At 72.9% G+C, this 16,254-nt stretch carries 16 protein-coding genes; 6 read left to right on the forward strand and 10 right to left on the reverse strand.

Annotated features, from left to right (window positions below; all coding sequences use genetic code 11):
* Positions 1–44 precede the first annotated feature (44 nt).
* Together ACWDRW_RS19485 and ACWDRW_RS19490 are read left to right on the forward strand one after the other, a co-directional pair.
* Positions 45–734 (forward strand): DUF899 domain-containing protein, encoded by a 690-nt coding sequence (locus tag ACWDRW_RS19485; RefSeq protein ID WP_451724726.1) that lies wholly within the window; start codon positions 45–47, stop codon positions 732–734.
* Between the two features lie 144 nt (positions 735–878).
* Positions 879–1,061 (forward strand): hypothetical protein, encoded by a 183-nt coding sequence (locus ACWDRW_RS19490; RefSeq protein ID WP_451724728.1) that lies wholly within the window; start codon positions 879–881, stop codon positions 1,059–1,061.
* A gap of 18 nt (positions 1,062–1,079) precedes the next feature.
* Here the strand turns inward: ACWDRW_RS19490 and ACWDRW_RS19495 are convergent, their stop codons facing one another.
* The 3 genes from ACWDRW_RS19495 to ACWDRW_RS19505 all read right to left on the reverse strand — a co-directional run bounded on the left by ACWDRW_RS19495 (position 1,080) and on the right by ACWDRW_RS19505 (position 4,221).
* Positions 1,080–3,020, reverse strand: coding sequence for an ABC transporter ATP-binding protein (locus ACWDRW_RS19495; protein WP_451724729.1), 1,941 nt, complete (start codon positions 3,018–3,020; stop codon positions 1,080–1,082).
* Positions 3,021–3,202: 182 nt separating this feature from the next.
* A complete protein-coding gene (locus ACWDRW_RS19500; protein WP_451724730.1) occupies positions 3,203–3,595 on the reverse strand; it encodes a hypothetical protein in 393 nt (130 codons plus the stop codon).
* A 32-nt stretch (positions 3,596–3,627) separates the two neighbouring features.
* The gene (locus ACWDRW_RS19505) at positions 3,628–4,221 is read right to left on the reverse strand and encodes an ATP-binding protein (protein WP_451724733.1); all 594 of its coding nucleotides are present in this window, start codon (positions 4,219–4,221) and stop codon (positions 3,628–3,630) included.
* 202 nt (positions 4,222–4,423) lie between these two features.
* On the opposite strand from ACWDRW_RS19505, the gene ACWDRW_RS19510 reads away from it, so the two are divergent.
* Together ACWDRW_RS19510 and ACWDRW_RS19515 are read left to right on the forward strand one after the other, a co-directional pair.
* Entirely contained in the window at positions 4,424–5,284 is an 861-nt protein-coding gene (locus ACWDRW_RS19510; RefSeq protein ID WP_451724735.1) for a helix-turn-helix domain-containing protein, read from the forward strand.
* The gene (locus ACWDRW_RS19515; RefSeq protein WP_451724737.1) at positions 5,285–5,539 is read left to right on the forward strand and encodes a DUF397 domain-containing protein; all 255 of its coding nucleotides are present in this window, start codon (positions 5,285–5,287) and stop codon (positions 5,537–5,539) included.
* Positions 5,540–5,589: 50 nt separating this feature from the next.
* Here ACWDRW_RS19515 and ACWDRW_RS19520 read toward each other — a convergent pair whose 3' ends face one another.
* The 4 genes from ACWDRW_RS19520 to pdxR form a co-directional block, all read right to left on the reverse strand.
* Positions 5,590–6,294 carry a fused DSP-PTPase phosphatase/NAD kinase-like protein gene (locus ACWDRW_RS19520; protein WP_451724739.1) on the reverse strand — a complete coding sequence of 235 codons (705 nt, stop codon included), beginning with the start codon at positions 6,292–6,294 and terminating at the stop codon, positions 5,590–5,592.
* Positions 6,295–6,478: 184 nt separating this feature from the next.
* Positions 6,479–7,396, reverse strand: a complete 918-nt coding sequence (locus ACWDRW_RS19525) for a hypothetical protein (RefSeq protein WP_451724740.1) — start codon at positions 7,394–7,396, stop codon at positions 6,479–6,481.
* Positions 7,393–9,699, reverse strand: coding sequence for a PEP/pyruvate-binding domain-containing protein (locus tag ACWDRW_RS19530; RefSeq protein ID WP_451724741.1), 2,307 nt, complete (start codon positions 9,697–9,699; stop codon positions 7,393–7,395). Before ACWDRW_RS19530 ends, ACWDRW_RS19525 begins: the two co-directional genes overlap by 4 nt.
* Before the next feature lie 198 nt (positions 9,700–9,897).
* Positions 9,898–11,319 (reverse strand): MocR-like pyridoxine biosynthesis transcription factor PdxR, encoded by a 1,422-nt coding sequence (gene pdxR, locus ACWDRW_RS19535; RefSeq protein WP_451724742.1) that lies wholly within the window; start codon positions 11,317–11,319, stop codon positions 9,898–9,900.
* Positions 11,320–11,366: 47 nt separating this feature from the next.
* Here pdxR and ACWDRW_RS19540 point away from each other — a divergent pair, with 47 nt between their 5' ends.
* The gene (locus ACWDRW_RS19540; RefSeq protein ID WP_451724743.1) at positions 11,367–11,843 is read left to right on the forward strand and encodes a carboxymuconolactone decarboxylase family protein; all 477 of its coding nucleotides are present in this window, start codon (positions 11,367–11,369) and stop codon (positions 11,841–11,843) included.
* A 110-nt stretch (positions 11,844–11,953) separates the two neighbouring features.
* On the opposite strand, the gene ACWDRW_RS19545 is transcribed toward ACWDRW_RS19540, so the two are convergent.
* The 3 genes from ACWDRW_RS19545 to ACWDRW_RS19555 form a co-directional block, all read right to left on the reverse strand.
* Positions 11,954–13,441: a glutamate synthase subunit beta gene (locus ACWDRW_RS19545; protein ID WP_451724744.1), complete on the reverse strand. Its 1,488-nt coding sequence runs from the start codon at positions 13,439–13,441 to the stop codon at positions 11,954–11,956.
* 92 nt (positions 13,442–13,533) lie between these two features.
* Entirely contained in the window at positions 13,534–14,013 is a 480-nt protein-coding gene (locus ACWDRW_RS19550) for an anthrone oxygenase family protein (RefSeq protein WP_451724746.1), read from the reverse strand.
* Positions 14,014–14,748: 735 nt separating this feature from the next.
* On the reverse strand, positions 14,749–15,444 hold the full coding sequence (locus ACWDRW_RS19555; protein WP_451724748.1) for a DUF2293 domain-containing protein: 696 nt from the start codon (positions 15,442–15,444) through the stop codon (positions 14,749–14,751).
* Between the two features lie 148 nt (positions 15,445–15,592).
* Here ACWDRW_RS19555 and ACWDRW_RS19560 point away from each other — a divergent pair, with 148 nt between their 5' ends.
* Positions 15,593–16,234 carry a uridine kinase gene (locus ACWDRW_RS19560; protein WP_451724749.1) on the forward strand — a complete coding sequence of 214 codons (642 nt, stop codon included), beginning with the start codon at positions 15,593–15,595 and terminating at the stop codon, positions 16,232–16,234.
* Positions 16,235–16,254 lie beyond the last annotated feature (20 nt).

Genomic DNA, 16,254 nt, shown 5'->3' on the forward strand with positions numbered 1-16,254 from the left:
GCCGACGGTCACCACCCGGAAGGACCGTCGTACAGGAGGGGCCCATGTCGCTTCCGGAGATCGTCTCGCGTGCCCAGTGGCGCGCGGCGCGCGAGGAGTTACTGGTCAGGGAGAAGGCCGCCACCCGCGCGCGTGACGCGCTGAACGCCGAGCGCCGCCGGCTGCCCATGGTCGAGATCGACACCGAGTACGTCTTCGAGGGGGGCGACGGCAAGGCCACCCTGCTCGACCTCTTCGAGGGACGTCAGCAACTCGTCGTCTACCACTTCATGTTCGCGCCCGAGTGGGACGCCGGCTGCCGCAGCTGCTCGGCCATCCTGGACCAGGTCGGACATCTCGCCCATCTGCACGCCCGCGGCACCTCGTTCGTGGCGGTCTCCAGGGCGCCGTACACCAAGATCCTGCCGTTCAAGGCGCGGATGGGCTGGACGGTGCCCTGGTTCTCGTCGTACGGGAACGAGTTCAACCTCGACTTCGACGTGACATCGGAGCACGACGGGGAACCAGTAGAGAGGCCCGGCGTGAGCTGCTTCCTCAGGGAACGCGACCGGGTCTTCCACACCTACTCGACGTTTGAGCGCGGACTGGACGGACTCGGCTCGACCACCGGTTTCCTCGATCTGACCGCGCTCGGCCGGCAGGAGGAGTGGGAGGAGCCCAAGGGGCGCGCGTCGTCCCTGGGCGCGCCCGCGGGCAGTGAACGCATCCGTTATCACGACGAGTACGAGGATTGACGCGAAAGGTAACCGAAGCCGAGATCCGCCTCACATTCTGCGGTGGCCACGTGTCAACAATGTCTCAGTACCGTCACTTCGCGAGGCGTTCACCCCGTCGTCGGCGTTTAACTCTTCGAGTACAGCGCTAGATGGAGGTGCAAGGTGAACGGGCGAACGGTGATCGAGCGATTTCCCGCCGGTGGTCCGCGAGGCTCGTGGCCGGCGGAGGAGTTCGCACAGGCGAGGCGTCGGGAGGGCCTGAACGCCGAGGTCGTGATGGACCTGGCGTCGGACACCTTCCTGGTGATCGTGCGCGGTGACGCTGCCGTGGACGCGGCTGCCTGAGGCCCCGGCGCGGGGGCTTCAGCCCGCCTTCGCCTGCCGCGTGGGCACGCGGGTCGTGAACTGGTCGGCCTGGAGCGCGTACAGCTCCGCGTAGAGCCCGCCGCCCGCCAGCAGCTCGTCGGGGGTGCCGGACTCCACCAGACGGCCCTGGTCGAGCACGTGCACCAGATCGGCGTGGCGGACGGACGCCAGCCGGTGGGTGATCAGCACGACGGTCTGCCCGGCCGAGGCCAGGGCGCGGATCTTGTCGAAGACCTCCAGCTCGGCCCGGGCGTCCAGAGCGGCCGTCGGCTCGTCCACGATCAGGATCCGGCCGCGCCGGTAGGCGGCGCGGGCGATGCCCAGCCGCTGCCACTGGCCGCCGGACAGCTCGTGCCCGCCGTTGAACTGCCTGGCCAACAGGGTGTCCAGGCCGCGGGGCAGATCGGCCACCACTTCCTCCGCCCCGGCCGCGGCCACCGCCTCGGCCAGCCGCTCCTCGGTCAGCGGAGCCGACGAACGTCCTACGGCGACATTGACGCGCGCGGTAAATGGCCAGCGCTTGAAGTCCTGGGCCACCATCGCGATGCGCTCGGCGAGCTGGTGCCGGTCGGCGCCGGCCGCGTCGACGTCGTCCCACAGGATCCGGCCCCGGTCCGGCGTGTACAGGCCCGCGAGCAGCTTGACCAGGGTGGTCTTGCCGGAGCCGTTCTCGCCGACCAGCGCCACGATGCGGCCGAGCGGCAGGGTGAGGGTCACGTCGTCGAGGGCGGGGCGGGCGGACTCGCCGGGGTAGCCGAAGGTGACGTTCTCGAAGCGGATCTCCCGCGGCTCCTCCGGCAGCGGCTCACCGCCGGCCGGGATCGTCCGCTCGGCCGCCTCGACGTAGAGCCGTTGCAGATCGCCCACGAACAGGGCCTCCTCGTGCAACTGGTTGATCTCCAGCACCAGGCTGTCCAGGCTGGCGGAGCCGGTCCGGATGGCGATCACCGCGGTCCCGGCCACGGCCAGCGCCATCGCCCCGGTCAGCAGCAGCCCGCCGAGTGTCGCGTACGTGGCCGCCGTGGCGAGTCCGGTCCAGCCCGCCGCGATCAGCCCGGTGCGGGCCGCGAGCCGGGCCAGCCTCGCCTGCTCCGCCTCGGCCGTCTCCGACATGGCCCGGTAGTGCCGGAGCAGGAAGGGGCCGACGCCGTGCACCCGGATCTCCGGGGCGGCGGCCGGTTCGGTGAGCAGTCCGCTGATCAGGTGGCCGGCGCGGGCGTGCTGGACCCAGGTGTGGAAGGACTCGTAGCGGCGGCGGGCGTTGGTCAGCGCGCTCCAGGCGCTGGGCAGCGTCATCGTGGCGAGCAGCGGGAGGAGGGCCGGGTGCAGCACGGTGAGCACGCCGGCCGCCGCGATCAGCGAGATCATCGCGTTCACCACGCGCGCGCTGTACGAGATCATGCGCCGGGCGGAGGAGGCGCCGTACTGCGCGGTGTCCAGCAGCTTGTGGAAGGCGTGGTCCTCGATCGCGGCCAGCTCCACGGCGGCCGCCCGCTCCAGATACCGCTCGGTGGCCACCCGCTCCACCTTCGGCTCCAGGCGTCCGGTGGAGTACGTCGACGCCGCGCGCAGCAACGCCCCGAGCAGCATGACGGCGGCCACCGTGACGAGCGCCGGTACGGCCGCCCGCAGCCGGTCCTCGATCGCCCCCTCGCCGAGCAGCCGCCCCAGCACGCTGTTCACGGCGAGCAGGCTCACGGCCTGCGCGAGACCCCGGCCGACCTCGGCCGCCAGCACGATCCGCGCGGCCTTCCGGTCCGCCTGCCAGGCGAGCCGGAAACTGGAGGCCAGCAGACCGGGCAGGCGGGTGAGCATGGAGCGGAAGTTCAACTCCAGGAACGCGTCCCGGTGTTGGTTCCAGCCCATGTCGTAGCGCAGGGGCCCGCCGAAGAGCAGCCGTTCGGACTCGGACACCTCGGCCGCGTCCCGCTTTCCCACGTCGCCTCCCCCGAAGCCAGGAGAGCCACTATCGCGGCGCGAGGGCCCGGCGGCTAGGGCGCATACAGGGCGCAGTCGACTACGCACGGCCCTGCCGGGACGAGGGTGACCGAGCACGCACGGCCCTGCCGCGACCGGGGCGATCGGGTACGCACGGCCCTGCCGTGACCAGGGCGACCGGACTACGCGCTGACCTGCCGGGACCAGGAGGGCGTCACGCCGGTGAACCGGCAGAGAGCCAGGTACAGGGGGATCGGCGGGGTGTACGGAACCGATCCCTCGGGCCGGTGGATCAGCCGGACCGCGTCCGAGACGAGCGCCCCGGTCACGTACCGGGTCGGCTCGGGCCACGGCAGCGCGTAGTCGGAATCAGCCGGAACGATCCACCACCAGTAGGCCTCATCGGCGTACACACACCCCGCATGAGGCAGGCGGGGCAGGATCAGCGGGCCGAGCCGGGCGGGCACGGCCACCGCGTCGCACCCGAGCGGCGCGGTCATGCCGTCCGGCATCGCCAGCCGGACCGGCGAACCCTGCGGAGCGAGTCCGCGGTGCAGTCGGACCAGTGTGTCCATGCTCAGTACCTGACCGCCGCCGGACGTCACGCTCACGCAGGTCCCCCGTCCTCGTCGTCACCGTCGGATCCCCCGGCCGGTCCACCGGGCTTCGGCCGGGCCCCCCAGCCCAGGTCGTTCCGGGGCCCGGTGTCCTCCCGGGTCGTGCGGGGCAGTTCCGCCCAGACCAGCAGTCCGGGGCCGTGCTCATGGGCGCCCCATGCCTCGCAGAGGGCGTCGACTAGGAGCAGTCCCCTCCCGCGCTCCTCGTCGGCCCGCTGCGCGGCGGGGTGGGGCTCACTCGGTGCGCAACCCTGATCGCGCACGGCTATCCGCACCCGTTCGTCACCGTCGTGCAGCTCGCAGACGACGTGCCTGCTCGCGGTGTGCACGATGGCGTTGGTGACGAGTTCGGAGACCACCAGGGCCGCCGTGTCACAGGTGTCCTCGCAGACCGACCAGCCGGTCAGCCGGGCCCTCGTCAGGCGTCTGGCCTGTGCGGGGGAACCCGGGTGTGCGGCCAGCTCGAAGCGGAACCGGCGCTCGGCGGGACCCCTCTGGGGGCCCACTGCCGTAGCGGCACCGAGGCCGAGCGGGCCTGCGGCGGCGTCTGTTCCTAAGGGCGCGGACGGAATCACGCTTGCCACTATCGCCCCGCCGTGAACACTTGGCAAGTGTCACTCTGAAAATTGCAGAGTGCTGTGTGACGCGGTGGACGGCCGTGGCACACTGCTCGCAACAGCGTGTGGAGCGGCGCCAATTGGGATCGCGGAGATCTGCTCAGATCTTCGAATAGGTCTTCGAATGGCGCCGCAGGGCTGTCAGCATTCATTGGGTGGAGGTGGGAGCGTGAGCGAGCCGCGGTCCGCGCCGACGGTCGGCCAGGTCGTCCTCGGCCGGCGCCTGCTGGACCTGCGGGAACGCGCCGGGCTCAAGCGCGAGGAGGCCGCCCGCGTCCTGCGCGTCGCCCCCGCCACCGTCCGCCGTATGGAAATGGCCGAGGTCTCGCTCAAGATCCCGTACCTCCAGCTGCTGCTGAAGGCCTACGGCGTCGGCGACGAGGAGGCCGACGCCTTCGTGCAGCTGGCCGAGGAGGCCAACAGACCCGGCTGGTGGCAGCGGTTCCACGACATCCTGCCGGGCTGGTTCTCGATGTACGTCAGCCTGGAGGGGGCCGCGAGCCTCATCCGGTCCTACGAGCCCCACTTCGTGCCCGGTCTGCTCCAGACCGAGGACTACGCGCGCGGGGTGCTGCGGTCGGGTGCCATCGGCCAGACCAAGCCCGACGACATCGAGCGCCATGTGGCGCTGCGCATGCAACGACAGGATCTGCTCACCCGCCCCGAGGCTCCCCGCCTGTGGGTCGTCATGGACGAGACCGTGCTGCTCCGCCAGGTCGGCGGTCCGGAGGTGATGCGTGCCCAGATCGACCGGCTGCTCGAGGTGACGAAGCTGCCCAACGTGACGCTGCAGGTCGCCCCGTTCGAGAGCGGACCGCACCCCGGCACGTACGGGCCCTTCGTGCTGTTCCGATTCGCCATGTCAGAACTGCCGGACATGGTCTACAGCGAGTACCTGACCGGCGCCGTCTACCTGGACGGGCGCTCCGAGGTGGCGACCTACCTCGAGGTCATGGACCGCATGGCGGCGCAGGCCGCTACGGCACATCGCACGAAGGAGATCCTCCGGGATCTCCGCAAGGAGCTGTGAATGGATCGCATCAAGCCGCGCATACACGTCTACAACGGCATGCCCGCGCGGGAGTTGGGCAGCGAGGGTTGGCACAAGCCGTGGAGCGGCGGCAACGGCGGGAACTGCCTGGAGGCGATGAAGCTTGCCGACGGGCGGATCGCCGTCCGTCAGTCGACCGACCCGGACGGGCCGGCCCTGATCTACACCACCGCCGAGATGACGGCGTTCATCGAGGGCGCCAAGGCGGGGGAGGCGGACTTCCTGCTCTCCTAGGCTTGTGCTCATTGGTAATTGCCCTATTGCGACACAGAGCTGATGAACGATCAGAACCAGGACATGATCCGCCGCGGGGCGTCCACCAGTCGGCTGACCACTACCACCGGCAGCGGAGGCTGCTCGGCCTTGCTCGGGCTGAGGTTCAGGCCGTAGTAGATCTGCTCGATCGAGGGCGGTCCGACCGCGAGGTTGCGTCGGACGGCTCCGGCGGACGACTCCTCACCGGTCTTCACGAGATAGGCCGCGGCCATCGTGCCGGTACGGCCGACTCCGGCGCCGCAGTGCACGAACACCGGGCCCGACGCGTTCTTCACCACGTCCAGCAGCTGGTTGACCTGCTTGGACGTCGGCGTCTGGCCGTCCCGGATGGGCACCCGTACGACGTCGAGACCGGCCTTCTCGGGTCCGGCGAGCTGCTTCGCGCTCAGGTCCTCGGCGCGCAGGTCCACGACCGTGGCGAAGCCCATGGTCGCGAGCTCGCGATAGCCGGCGGGCGACGGGGCGGCACCGCGCCAGAGCTTGCCGTCGGAGCTGACGGGCTGGAAGTTGTGGACTCCCTGGACGGTGCGGGTTCCGGCGGGCGCCGGAGTCTCTGCCTTGGCCCAGAACGAGAGGCCGAGAATGCCTCCCGCGCCGATGGCCCACATCGCGAGGTAGGCGATGACGAAGCCGGCGATCGCCCGGAGGGCACGCTGTGACAGCGGGCGCTTCTGGAGGGCGGGGCGGGGCAGAGTTGCGGTGAGAACAGCCATGAGCGACCCGGGGGGACTAGGGGACGTGGGCGCCTAGGCAGAGTACCCCGGTATGATGATCGTTCACGCTTTACGTCCGTTTTGTGCGCTATATCTCATTTTTCGCGACCGGGCACCGCGACCGGGCACCGCGACCGTACAGAGCGGCGGCGTGCCCTTCCGAACAGGTGCTTAGGGTCTGCCCTCACTCCCTCTCCGCATCTCCGATGCCCACGACAGTCAGGCTCGCGCGCTCCAGCGTCGCGTCCTCCAGGCAGCCGCGCAGCCGCATCCGGTCGTGTTCGGTGAGGGCGGGTTCCACGACTCCCGCGTACAGGCCGTCCCCGAGTTCGCCGAGGGTCGCGTGGTTCAGCGGGACCGACGTGGAGTCCCGGCAGCGCTCCCAGACCTGCTGCGCGGCCAGGGTCCGGCGGGCCTCGGTCATGTCGGCGCCCCGGAGATCGACCTGGACGAGCACCGAGGTCGCCGCGCTGTTGTCCGCCCGCTCCTCCCTGGTCTGGGTCAGCTCGGCCAGCGCCACGATCAGCGCCGCCAGCAGCGCGGCGCCGACGACGCCGGAGGCGACGGCTCGCGCGGTACGGCCCCGGGAGGGCGGGGCGCCGACCGGTGGCAGGTCCTCCAGATCGCCGGGGGCGACCGGATCGGGCGCGGTGAGCACCGCCAGCCGGCCGGCGAGCCGTCGCTCGGCTGGTCTCGCGGTGGCGGAGGCGACCCGTTGGACGACCCAGGCGATCCCGGACAGGGCGACACCGGCGACCATCAGCACCGGGACGAAGACGTACGTCCGCTCGGCCGGCTCGTCCAGCCAGCGGAACCGGCCGTCGGCGGTGCGCTCCGGCTCGGACGGCGAGCGCAGCCGGGCGAGCGCGTCGTCCTGCCGGGCCGCCAGCTCGCGCTGTCGGCGGTCGCTGTCCCGCAGCCGCTCCTCGATGCGCGCCATGCGTCCCAGGAGCACCAGACCGAACAGCATCACCTCGACCACCAGGAGCAGCACGCCGCAGATCATGGCCCGCTGCCACTGCCACCGGTACAGGTAGATCACGAGGTAGGTGCCCGCCCCGGCGGCGGCGAGCCCTCCGAAGACGTACGCGATCTTCCTCATGACTCGTCCCCCAGCAGTACGTCACCCGCCGTCCCGTCGACCGTCAGGCGGGCGCCGGCCCGGAACCGGCGGACCGCGTCCGCGGCTCCGACGACCGCGGGGAGGCGGAACTCCCGCGCCAGCACGGCCAGATGGGAGAGCGGGCTGCCGGTCTGGGCGACCAGTCCGGTCAGGCCGGGCAGCAGCGGGGCGAGGGCGGGGTCGAGGGTGCGCACGACGAGCACCGCGTCAGGCGGGCGCTGCCCCAGGCCGTCCCAGGCCGTACCGACCGCCCGGCCGCCGGACACCCCACGCATGGCGTTGCCCGCGCCGCGGGTCCGCTCGGCGACGACGACTCCGCCGTCCGCCAGTCGGAAGGTGTCGGGGAGCGGGGGCGAGGCGGGCGCGGGGGAGCGCAGGTCGAGGTCGGCGGGGAGACCGTCCCCGCGCAGGGCGGCGACCAGCTCCGCCCAGCGCAGCAGCCCGATCCGGTCCGGCTCCAGCCCTGCCCGCCGACCGACCTCCCGAACGAGCCGGACCTGAAGCTCCTGCACCCAGCGAATACGCAGCCGCAGGGCTTCGCGGGGCGGGAGTGCGGAGGGGGAGGGTTGGGTGGGGGAGCGGAGGTCGGGGGGTGCGGTGAGGTGGGTGGGCGTGTGTGTGGTGCCCGTCTGGCTGTGGGGTGCGGCGGCGTCGGGGCTGTGCGCGGTGCCGGTCCGCTCCTGGGGCGTGCCGAGGCCACCCGGCGTCAGCCCGGCGGCGGTCGCCTCCGGTGCCGGTGCCGTGTCCGGCGGGGAGGTGAGCCGGTTCGTGTCGGCGTCCTGGGCGCCCTGGCCGGGAATCGGCGACGGAATCCGGCCGTCCTGGGCGGGCTTGGGCAGGCGTATCCGGCCTCGCAGGCTCGGTCCCGTCAGGGCCAGTACCACGGGATCCGTCGCGACGATCCGTTCGTCGGGCACCCCACGCGCGCGGGCCGCCGCCAACGCGGCCAGTGCCGTGCCCGCTGCCGTCCGTCCGGTCGGCGACTCGGGCAGCAGCGCGCCCGCGAGGGCCTCCTGGGCGTGCAGGGAGACCAGTGTCCTGCGGGTCCAGCGCAGCTCGGCGGTCAGCTCCGTGGCGGAGAGGCCGATCGCCGTCGGCACCTCGGCCAGCCTGCGGTCGATGTCCGCCACCAGATCCGTCGCCAGACCCGGCAGCGCGGCGCCGAGGCGGCCCACCCGCCAGGCCGCCGTGAGTCGGCGCGCCCCCGGGGCCGGGTTGAGCAGCGCCAGCCACCGGTGCCTCGGCGGCACCGCGCCGAGCAGCCGCAGATCACCGGCCGCGCGTCCGCCGACGGTGGTGACCACGGGCGCCGCCCGCAACAGCCGGCGCGGCGCGGTGCCGCCGATGTCGAGCGCGGCGGCGAGACCGTGGGCCATCGGCGCGACCCACAGGTCCTCCTCCAGCGGCTGGAGCTGGTCCGGCAGGGTCTCCGCGACCGGCCCGGGACCGAACAGCCGCGCCCCGCGGGCGGGCCGGGCCGCCATCGCCGTGATCGGACGGCTCTGGAACAGCCACAGCCGGCCGTCCGCGTCGAACCCGAACTCGATGTCCTGGGGCCCGCCGAACACCCGCCGGGCCCGCCGCGCGAGCCGGGCGAGCCGGAACAGCTCGCTGCGCGTGAGCGGCCCGTCCGCCCCGGCGGGCTCGGCCCGCAGCAGGAGCCCGCGTCCGCTCAGCCGGTAGTTGGTGCCCGCCTGCGCGCCGCTGACCAGGCTGTCCGGGCCGCCGCGCACGGCGCTGACCAGCATCCGGTCGGACCGTCCCGCCACGGGATCGGCCCCGAACAGCACCCCGCCGACCCGCGCGGTGAGCATCGGCTGCACCAGCACCGCCATGGGCGCCGTGGAACCGTCCGGCCTGCGCGCCGACTCCAGCACGGTGCGTACGGCCGTTCGGAAGTCCCGCCAGCCGCGGACGTCGAGCACCGAGGCGAACTGGCCCGCCAACGAGGAGTCCTCGGTGTCCTCCTGCGGCGAGGAGGACCGCACGACCAGCGGTCGGCTGCCGCCGTCGGACAGCTCCTGCCAGGCCCGGCGCAGGGAGCGCGGGTCACCCTCAGCCTGGTACGGGATCACGAAGCCCGGGAGCACCGGTAGTCCGGCGCCGGCCGCGCGGGCGAGATGGGCGGCCTTGGACCCGGCGCGGGCGGGCACGGCGGCAAGGGGTTGCCTCAGCGGGACGGCGGCCGGGCCGTAGGTCTCCACCAGGCCGAGGGCCACCTCGCCCCGGGGCTCTTCCCCGTCGCGCGCGCCTTCTCCGTGACGTTCGTCGAGCGTCGTCATCGAGCACCCTCCAGGACCGGCCGCCAACAGGGGGGACGCGCGGGGTGGACCCTGCGCCTGACGGCGGAACGAAGGATGGGACGGACCATCGCCGGACCCGAGGGGACGCGACAGCGGTTCGCCTCCTGTTTCGATGATCCCACTGCTGTTCCGATCCATGTAGCCCGGAAGCCACTTTTCGGACACTCCGCAGAAGATTTACGGATCCGGAAACGTTGCGCAAAGGGCGTCCAGAGCCGCCGCGTAGGCGTGCTCCGAGGGGGTCGCATAGCCGACGACCAGCCCGTCCCGCACCGGTACGGCGGCTTGCGCGGCCTGCGGATGCCGGAACCCGGCGAGCCCGTCCAACGCCAGCCCGAGCTCTCCCGCCCGCGCGACGGTGGCCTCCTCGGTCCCCGGGGGCAGCCGCAGCACCGCGTGCAGCCCGGCCGCCACCCCGGTGACCTCGATGTGCGGCGCCCGCTCGGCGAGCGCGCCGACGAGCCGGTCCCGACGGGCGCGGTACCGCTGCCGCATGCGCCGTACGTGACGGTCGTACGACCCACGCGTGAGGAAGTCGGCCAGGCACAGCTGGTCCAGCACGCTCGCCCAGGCCTCCCGCTCGCCCTTGGCCGCGAGCACGCCCTCGACGTACCGCTCCGGCAGGACCATCCAGCCCAGCCGCACCGCCGGGGACAGGCTCTTGCTCACCGAGCCGACGAAGATCACCCGCTCGGGATCGAGGCTCTGCACGGCTCCGACGGGCTTGCGGTCGTAGCGGAACTCCCCGTCGTAGTCGTCCTCCACGATCACCGCGTCACGCGCGCGTGCCCAGTCGATCACCGCGGCGCGGCGCGTGGCGTGCAGCGGCCCGCCGGTTGGGAACTGGTGCGCGGGTGTGAGCAGGGCACCGCGTTCCCGGCCCAGCCGGTCGACCAGGGCGCCGTCCTCGTCGAGCGGCAGCGGCACGGTCCGTACTCCCGCGCGGGTGAGCAGGTCGCGGTGGAAGGGCAGGCCGTACGCCTCCACGGCCAGCGGACCGCGCAGCACCCGGCCCTCGAAGAGCAGCCGCAGCGCGTGGGCGAAGCCGGAGCAGACCACGATCCGGTCCGGGGTGCAGCGCACACCACGCGCGCGTGCCAGGTACTCCGCAAGCGCCTCGCGCAGTTCCGCCCGCCCGGCGGGGTCACCGGGCCCGAACACCTCGTTGGGCGCCTGCTGGACGGCCCGCCGGTAGGAGGCGAGCCACTCCCCGCGCGGGAAGCCCGACACGTCCGGGGTGCCCTGGCGCAGATCGTGCCGCGGGCCACGCGCGCGGGGAGGGGTGCTTACGGGCGCTTGCCCGGCGTGGCGCGGGGGTTCCGTGCGGGCGGCCACGCGCGTGCCCGAGCCCTGGCGGGCCGTGAGCCAGCCCTCGGCGACCAGCTCCGCGTACGCGTCGGCCACGGTGTTCCGGGCGACCCCCAGGTCGGCGGCGAGCGAACGGTACGGCGGCAGCCGGGTGCCCGGGGCGAGCCGGCCACCGCGCACGGCGTCGCGCAGGGCCCGGATCAGGGCGGCCCGCCGACCGCCCGGACCGGACAGCTCCAGATGCAGATCGGCGCCGACGCGCTCGGCGGAATTGACCCATGATTCGGACACGGAAATGCACCCTACCGTGGGTCTTTCGGGCCCGTAGGTTATGACTCATGACGACGAACACGATCTCGACGCCGACCCAGACCCGCCTGAACTTCGCGAAGACCGCCCCGAAGGTCTTCCGCGCCCTGATCGGCTTCGACGCCGCCGCCCGCGAGGGTCTGGACCCCACGCTGGTCGAGCTCGTCCAGATCCGTGCCTCGCTCCTCAACAACTGCGCGTACTGCCTGCACATGCACACCAACGACGCCCGCAAGGCCGGTGAGACCGAGGACCGCCTGCACATGGTGGCGGTCTGGCGCGAGGCCCGGCACTTCTTCACGGAGAGGGAGCAGGCGGCCCTCGCCCTGACCGAGGCGGTCACCCTGGTCTCCGCCGGCGGCGTCCCGGACGCCGTCTACGCCGAGGCCGCGGCCCACTTCGACGAGCAGGAGCTGGCCCAGGTGCTGGCCCTGATCCTCACGATCAACACCTGGAACCGGGTGGCCCTGTCGACGGGCAAGGTGGCGGGGACGGACGAGCGGTGAGGGGCGAGGGGGGGACGGACGAGCGGTGAGGGGGGAGGAGAGACGGATGAGCGGTGCCGGTTGAGCGGTGCCGGACGCGCTGTGGCGGGTGGCGCTCCTGGTCGCCCCGGCTAGACGGTCATGGGGCGGTCGTACGGTGAGATCGGCGTCGGCAGCCGCGAGCCGCCCATCAGATGGCGGTCGACCGCCGCCGCGACCGCCCGCCCCTCGGCGATCGCCCACACGATGAGCGACTGCCCCCGGGCGGCGTCGCCGGCGGCGAACACCCCGGGGACGTTCGTGGCGAAGCCGGCGTCCCGCGTGAGCGTGCCGCGGGGCTCCAGACCGAGGCCGAGCTGCCCGATCAGCCCGTCCTCCGGGTCGGGCCCGGAGAACCCGAGGGCCAGCAGAACGAGATCGACCGGAATCGCACGCCCCGTACCCGGCAGCGGCCGACGGCTCGAGTCGACCTCGACCAGGTGCAGGGACCGTACCCGCCCCTCCGCGTCACCCGTGAAGCGGAGCGTCGACGCGGCGAACAGCCGCGCGTCGGCGTCCGCCGCCGGCGCGGTGCGCAGCTCGCCCGCCTCCTCGTGCGCCGCGGAGAGCCGGTAGATCTTCGGGTACGTCGGCCAGGGCTCGGAGTCCTCGTCGCGCTCGGCGCCCGGCTGGGCGTAGATGTCGAGCTGGGTCACGGACGCGGCACCCTCCCGGACGGCCGTGCCGAGGCAGTCGGCGCCCGTGTCACCGCCGCCGACGATGACGACGTGCTTCCCGGCGGCGGACATCGGCGATGTCTCGATGTCGCCCTCGCATACCCGGTTGGCGAGGGGCAGGTACTCCATCGCCTGATGAATCCCGGCCAACTCCCGGCCCGGTACGTTCAGTTCCCGCCACGCCGTGGCCCCCGTGGCGATCACGACCGCGTCGTAGCGCGCCCGCAGCTGAGCGGCGTCGATGTCCCGCCCGACCGCCGTGGAGGTACGGAACTTGGTCCCCTCGCCCCGCATCTGCTCGATGCGCCGCTCCAGGTGCCGCTTCTCCATCTTGAACGCGGGGATGCCGTAGCGCATCAGCCCGCCGATCCGGTCGTCCTTCTCGTACACGGCGACCGTGTGCCCGGCCCGGGTGAGCTGCTGGGCCGCCGCGAGCCCCGTGGGCCCGGAGCCGATCACCGCGACCGTGCGTCCCGACAGCCGGTCCGGCGGCCGGGGCGGGGTGAAGCCCAGCTCCCAGGCCCGGTCGGCGACGGCGCACTCGACGTTCTTGATGGTGACCGCGGGCTGGTTGATGGCCAGCACGCACCCCGCCTCGCACGGCGCCGGGCACAACCGCCCCGTGAACTCGGGGAAGTTGTTGGTGGCGTGCAGCCGGTCGGCGGCCGCCCGCCAGTCCTCCCGGCTCACCAGGTCGTTCCACTCCGGGATCAGATTGCCGAGCGGACAGGCGTCGTGACAGAAGGGGACACCGCAGTCCATGCACCGGTCGGCCTGCTTGCTGATGATGGGCAGCAGCGCCCCGGGGACGTACACCTCGTCCCAGTCCCGGACCCGCTCCTCGATCGGCCGGCGCGGCCAGTCCTGGCGGGGAGTGGTCATGAATCCCTTGGGATCGGCCATGGCCGTCTCCCTTGCGTGCGCAGCGGGGCCGTGCGTCATCGGGCGGCACTCTTCCGGCCACGATACGTCTCATCACCCCCTTGCGCTTTCCCTCAGGTGAGGGCCAGCACGTAGCAGACGGCCGCGGCGGCCGAGGCGACCATGCGGACGTGGTTCCAGGCCGTCCACTCGCGTACGTACGTGGTCCAGTACGCGGCGGCCTCGGCGGTGCCGGGCTCCAGCTTCATCAGCGCGTCGTTGCGGGGCACGTTGGCGACCATGGTCACGCCGAACGAGCCGCACAGGTACAGAGCGCTGCCCAGCAGCAGTTCCACGGTTCCCTCGTCCGGCCACAGCACGAACGTCACCACGGCGAGCACGGCGCACAGCACCGCCGAGCCGATGAACACGATCATGAAGGCGGGGGTCACCGCGGCCACGTTGATCGCCTGCATCGCCGCGACGCCCTGGGCGGGCGGCAGGGCGGCGAGCCCCTTCATCACGAAGGTGGAGAACGCGCAGAACACCCCGGCGACCAGACCGGTCCCCAGCACCCCCAGCACGGTCAGCACGAAGTACGGCCCATCGATCATGTCGTCCTCAACTCCCCGATTCCGCCGAGATCATCCTCGGCACCACCCGTCACCACAAGTGAAATCCCCTGAGCGACGCCATCCCATGGCCAACACCCGCGCGGGCATAAGCGAGCGTCCAGGCGGGGGTGGGTGAACGGGTGACCTGGGGTTCTGTCGGGGCGGGGCGCTTGCGGGTATGGCTCGCGGCCTTTGTGGTGGCGGGGCGTTCGGCGACGTGGCTCGTGGCCTGGTGGCGGGGCGCGGGAGGGTGTGGCTCGGGGGCCTTTGTGGTGGCGGGCGCTGGAGGGCGTAGCCCGGGGCGCCTTGTCGCGGCGGGGCGCTTGGAGGCCACGGCTGGGCCTGCGGCGGGGGCCGCATTGGCACGGCCCGGCACGGCTGGGCCTGCGGTGGGGGCCGGATCGGCGGGACACGGCTGCCTGCGCAGGTTCCTGCTTCCGCTGGCTGGTCAGCCTGCGCTGGCCGTCCCCTCCGGTCGGCCTGGCGGACGGCCTGGCGGCAGCTGCCTTGGCCGCCCGCTCGGGCTGGCTGGTCAGCCTGCGTATGGGTCCGCCGCGTCCGCTGACGGGTCAGCCTGCGTGGCCCGCCGCTTCGGCTGGCCGGTCAGCCCGCGTCGGCTGGCAGCTTCGGCTGGCCGGTCAGCCTGGCTTCGCGTCCGCGCCGGGCACCGGTCAGCCTGGCTTCGCGTCCGCCCCGGGCACCAGTCAGCGTGGCTCAACCGCTGCGGGTGCCTGGTCAGCCCGCCTTCGCCGCGCGCTCCCGCCATCCCCCAAGGACCGTCTCCACGGCGGCCGCGATCCTCCGTCGGGCCTCGTGCCGGGCCACCCCGCTCATCAGCAACTGGTCGTACGGCGTGTCCAGATGCCGTACGGACGCGACGACCGCCGAGGTCACCGCGGTCTCGGACAGGGCCCGTCCGGCCGCGCTGCGCCCCACCCGGCCGCTGCCGCGCACCGAGGCGTGCGCGGCTATTCCGGCCGCGCGGTCCGGCGCGCACCCCGGGAACAGCCGCCGGATCTCCGCCGCGAACGCCTCGGTGAACCGTGCGTCCTCGGCTGCCCTGCGCCGCGCGTCCCGCAGTCGTCGGCGCCGTCTGGCCTCGGCGTCCGCGAGACAGCGCGCCTCGGCCCGGGACAGCGCCGGCTCCTCGACAAGCAGGCCCTGCCGCTCGTAACGCCCCTGGCGCCGGTTGAACCGCACGACCACGGCCGACAGCGTGCTCTCCTCCCGGGACCGGCGGGTCAGCGCGGTGTCGCCGCGCGGCAGGAACACCAGGTGCCCGAGGTCCGCGCAGTCCAGACATCGCGGCGCCCCGTCCTCCAGTACGAGCAGCGACAGCGGCCCGCCCCGGCACTCGGCGCAGTGCCGCCGCCGTATCGGCTGAAAGACGAGAGGTCCGCTGCCGTGCGGGGGAGTTACAGGCTGCGCCATATCCGGTTCATTCCCCCCGAGGAGACGACCACCACCCCCTCATTCCGTCCCTTGACGCCCGCCGGGACACTCCCTCGCCCGCCCAGCGCCCCCGCGCCCCACCTCCGAGGCAGGCCCGCCCGTCACCGCCTGCCCGCCCTGGCGCATCATGGGCCCTGTGCGACTCGAAGCGATCACCTGGGAGCGGCTCGGTGACCTCCTTGCCGAGCGGCTGCTCGAGCTGAAGCCGGACGGCGGCGGCTCCTGGCCGCGCGTCGCCCTCGACGGTGCCCCCGCGGCCCGCCCCGGAGATCTGGCGGAACGTGTCGGCGAAGCCCTGCGTGCCCGCGGTCGGCCTTCGTTGGTCGTCGGCGCCGAGGGCTTCCTGCGTCCCGCCTCGCTCCGACTGGAACACGGCCGCCGGGACGTGGAGGCCTTTTACGACGGCTGGTTGGACACCGGCGCCCTGTGGCGCGAGGTCTTCGGCCCCCTCGACCCCGACGGCGACGGCCGCGTCCTGCCCGATCTGTGGGACCCCGTCACCGATCGCGCCACCCGCAGCCCCTACGTTCAACTCCCGCCCGGGGGAGTGCTGTTGCTGCACGGCCCCCTTCTCCTGCGGCACTGGTTCCCCTTCGACCTGACCGTCCACGTCCGTCTCTCCCCGGGCGCCCTGCGCCGCCGTACCCCCGAGGACGACCACTGGACCCTCCCCGCCTTCGAGCGCTACGAGGAGGAGACCGACCCGGCCGCCACCGCCGATGTCCTGGTCCGCGCCGACGACCCCCGCCACCCCGCCTGGAACGGCTGACCGAGACTCAGGAAACCTCT

This window comes from Streptomyces sp. NPDC003635 (assembly GCF_053587635.1).